1 protein-coding gene is annotated in these 4,555 nt (G+C 31.0%); it reads left to right on the top strand.

Translation table 11 applies throughout. The annotated features are described in order from the left end of the window. The coding region (locus tag R4K56_RS14425) for a hypothetical protein (protein WP_335786930.1) at positions 1-4,555 on the top strand (4,555 nt) is incomplete at both ends.

Here is a 4,555-nt window from a genome sequence, read left to right as displayed (position 1 = left end):
TTAATAGAAGAAGAACCAGAAACTCAGGCAGTAGAAGAAGAAAGTTCTTCAATATCTGAAACACCAGCAGAAGAAGTTGAATCATCAGAAGAAACTACAAGTGACGAAGAATCAGATAATTTAGAAAATGATAAACCTGAAGATAATTTAGATAAATATACATTAATTGCTTTAGAAGATGGTTCTAAAGTAAGAAAAACTTCTTATGCTAAAGATAATATAGATTTAGAAAATGCCGTATTTTCAGATGATCAAAACTATGTTGTTGAACATATATATACAGAAGAACAAGATGAACTTATCAAAGAAGTATACGAAAAAGATAGTTTAACAGAGGAAGAATTAGATTCTATAGATTTTGTTGAAGACTTTGATCTTAGTTCATGTTTTGGTGCTTCTCCTGTTTCAGAACCAGTACAAGAAACACAGCAAGAAAATATTGAAAATATAAATGAAGAAGAAATAGAAATACCAGATTTAGATGATGATAGTTTCATTTCATCAGATGATACTTCTTCTTTAATTTCAGATGATGATTTAGAATTACCAGAAATAGAAGATGAAGAAGTAAAAGAAGTAGAATTATTAAAAGAAGATAATGTAAAAGATGATGAAATAAATATACAATATAACAATAAAGATGTTATAGTACCAGATATAGACAATGTTGATTATATAGATGAATCAAATTATATAAATGAAATAGAAGATGATAATGATGTAATACAATTATCAGGAAATGAACTTGATTTAATAACAAAAGATTTTGAAATAAATGAGAATGCTTCTAGTGAATCAGATTCAGAACAACCATTATCAAAAGAAGTAACAGAACCAACAGAAAGTATAGAAGAAGAACCAACTTCAGAGCAAATAGAAGACCAACCAGAATCAATGGTTGAAGAAACATTAGAAGTTACTGAAGAACCTACACAATCAGAAGAACCAACAGAAAGTATAGAAGAAGAACCAACTTCAGAGCAAACAGAAGACCAACCAGAACCAATGGTTGAAGAAACATCAGAAGTTGTTGAAGAACCTGTAGAATCAGAAGAAACAACTGAACAAATAGAAAATGTAGAAGAACCATTATCAGAGCAGGTAGAAGATCAACCAGAATTAATTGTTGAAGAAACATCAGAAGTTACTGAAGAACCTACACAATCAGAAGAAGTAACTGAATCAACAGAAAATGTAGAAGAACCTGTAGAATCAAAAGAAACAACAGAACCAACAGAAAGTATAGAAGAACCAGTTTCAGAACAGATAGAAGCTCAGCCAGAACCAATTGTTGAAGAAACATCAGAAGTTATTGAGGAACCTGTAGAATCAGAAGAAACAACAGAACCAACAGAAAGTATAGAAGAAGAACCAACTTCAGAGCAAATAGAAGACCAACCAGAATCAATGGTTGAAGAAACATCAGAAGTTACTGAAGAACCAGTACAATCAGAAGAAACAACAGAACCAACAGAAACTATAGAAGAACCATTATCAGAGCAGGTAGAAGACCAACCAGAATCAATGGTTGAAGAAACATCAGAAGTTGTTGAAGAACCTGCACAATCAGAAGAAATAACTGAACAAATAGAAAATGTAGAAGAACCATTATCAGAACAGGCAGAAGAACAGCCAGAATCAATGGTTGATGAAACATCAGAAGTTACTGAAGAACCTGTAGAATCAGAAGAAACAACTGAACCAACAGAAAATGTAGAAGAACTAGTTTCAGAACAGATAGAAGACCAACCAGAACCAATAGTTGAAGAAACATCAGAAGTTATTGAGGAACCTGTAGAATCAGAAGAAACAACTGAACCAACAGAAAGTATAGAAGAACCAGTTTCAGAGCAGGTAGAAGACCAGCCAGAACCAATGGTTGAAGAAACATCAGAAGTTACTGAAGAACTTGTAGAATCAGAAGAAGTAACAGAACCAACAGAAAGTATAGAAGAATCAACTTCAGAACAGGTAGAAGACCAGCCAGAATCAATGGTTGAAGAAACATTAGAAGTTACTGAAGAACCTTTAGAATCAGAAGAAATAACTGAATCAACAGAAAATGTAGAAGAACCATTATCAGAACAGGTAGAAGACCAACCAGAATCAATGGTTGAGGAAATATCAGAAGTTACTGAAGAACTAGTACAATCAGAAGAACCAGCAGAAAGTATAGAAGAACCATTATCAGAACAGGTAGAAGACCAACCAGAATCAATGGTTGAAGAAACATCAGAAGTTGTTGAAGAACCTGTAGAACCAGAACCATTAACAGAAGAAATAATAGAACAATTGGAACCAATCCCAGTTCTAGTAACTGAAGAAGATAAATCAGAAGAAGTATCTGAACCAACAGAAGAAATTATAGAAGAAGCAGTTTCAGATCAGCTAGAGGAAGAACTAGAAACAATAGTTGAAGAGGCATTAGAAAATTCTCAAGAATATGCACAAACAGAAGAACAATCAGTATCAGAAGAAGTAACTTCAGAACAAGTAGAAAATACAGGAGAACCAGTAGCAGATGAAATGCTTGAAGAATTACCAAATATAGAAGATCAAGCAATATTAACAGAAGAAGTAATAGAACAATTAGAACCATTAATGGAAAAAATAGCTGAGGCAGAAAAATTAGAAGAATATGCATCAGAAGAAATAAATAAAGAGAAATTATCTTATGAAAATACTGATAATTCTCAAAGTATGGAAAAAATACAAGAACAAGCAGAAGAAGTTATTCTAACTATAGAAAAAATACAAGAAAAAGCTGAAAAGGCTATTCAGGCAATAGAAAGAATACAAGAAAAAGCTGAAGAGGCTATGCATGCTATAGAGGAAGCTCAGGAAGATATTATAGATGACTATAGAGAGAATAATTACACATTATCTGAAATTGTAGATGAGGCATTAGAAGAAATAGACGACGGCTACATAAATGAAAATGAAGAAGATATTATAGATGATTATAGAGAAAATAATTACACATTATCAGAAGTAGTAGATGAAGAATTAGAAGAAATAGACGACGGCTATATAAATGAAAATGAAGAAGATATTATAGATGATTATAGAGAAAATAATTATACATTATCAGAAGTAGTAGATGAAGAATTAGAAGAAATAGACGACGGCTATATAAATGAAAATGAAGAAGATATCATAGACGATTATAGAGAAAATAATTACACATTATCAGAAGTTGTTGATGAAGCACTAGAAGAAATAGTAGATAACCCTGAAAAGTCTATTATAAATATTATAGTTGAAGATGCTCCTTTACCAAGTGATTATATTAAAAAACTTTATGAGGAATATTTACACAATGTAGTAGAAGCTTCAAAAGAAGATAATTCTTATGATGATTATATAGAAAAATTCAAGAAGATGTACGAGGATTATATAAAATCCAAAGAGGAAAGCTTAAAAGAATTATCAAGTGACAGCGAAGAATCATCTTCATTGGAAGTATCTAATAATATAGATAATGATTATATATCTAAATTTAAAAAGATGTATGAAGATTATGTAGCATCTAAGAAAGAAAAAGAAGAGAGTGAAGTTCCTAATAATGAAAACGAAGATTATACAACTTCTCATATAGAAATAATAAAAAGTTTGGAAAATGCTCCTTCACCAAATGAATATATTAAGAAACTTTATGAAGAATATCTATACAATTTAGTAGAAGCTTCAAAAGAAGATAATTCTTATGATGATTATATAGAAAAATTCAAGAAGATGTACGAGGATTATATAAGATCCAAAGAGGAAAGCTTAAAAGAATTATCAAGTGACAGCGAAGAATCATCTTCATTGGAAGTATCTAATAATATAGATAATGATTATATATCCAAGTTTAAGGATATGTATGAAGATTATATAAGAGCAAAAAAAGAAAAAGAAGAAGAACCTTTAGATAATAAAGAATCAGTAGAAGAATCAACTACAACAGATGAAGCAGAACTAGAAGAAGAGATAATTATTAATAATGAAGAAGATTTGACAGAAGAAGACAAAGCTATGTACGAAGGCTATTTGGATAAAATAGACAGTTCATCAGAATCAGAATTATCTGAAGAAGAAAAAGAAATGTACAGTAGCTATTTGAATACCTCTTCAAGTGATGCTTCAGTAGAAGAACAAAATGAAGAATTATCTCATCAAGCGGAAGAAATAACTGAAGAACCAAAAGAAGAATCATCTGTAGTAGAAGAAAATATAGAAGAATCTGTACCAGAATCAACTGCAGAAGAAACAGTAGCAGATGAAGTAGTTCAAGAGGAAAAAGTAGAAGAACCAGAAGAAGAGATAATTATTAATAATGAAGAAGATTTGACAGAAGAAGACAAAGCTATGTATGAAGGCTATTTGGATAAAATAGACAGCTCATCAGAAGCAGAATTATCTGAAGAAGAAAAAGAGATGTACAATAGCTATTTGAATACCTCTTCAAGTGATACATCAGTAGAAGAACAAAATGAAGAAATATCTCATCAAGCAGAAGAAATAACTGAAGAACCAAAAGAAGAATCATCAGCAGTAGAAGGAAATACAGAAG

The sequence above is a fragment of the Brachyspira pulli genome (assembly GCF_036997785.1).
In the GTDB taxonomy this organism is placed as follows: domain Bacteria; phylum Spirochaetota; class Brachyspiria; order Brachyspirales; family Brachyspiraceae; genus Brachyspira; species Brachyspira pulli.
This window is presented reverse-complemented; position numbering and strand designations above follow the sequence as displayed.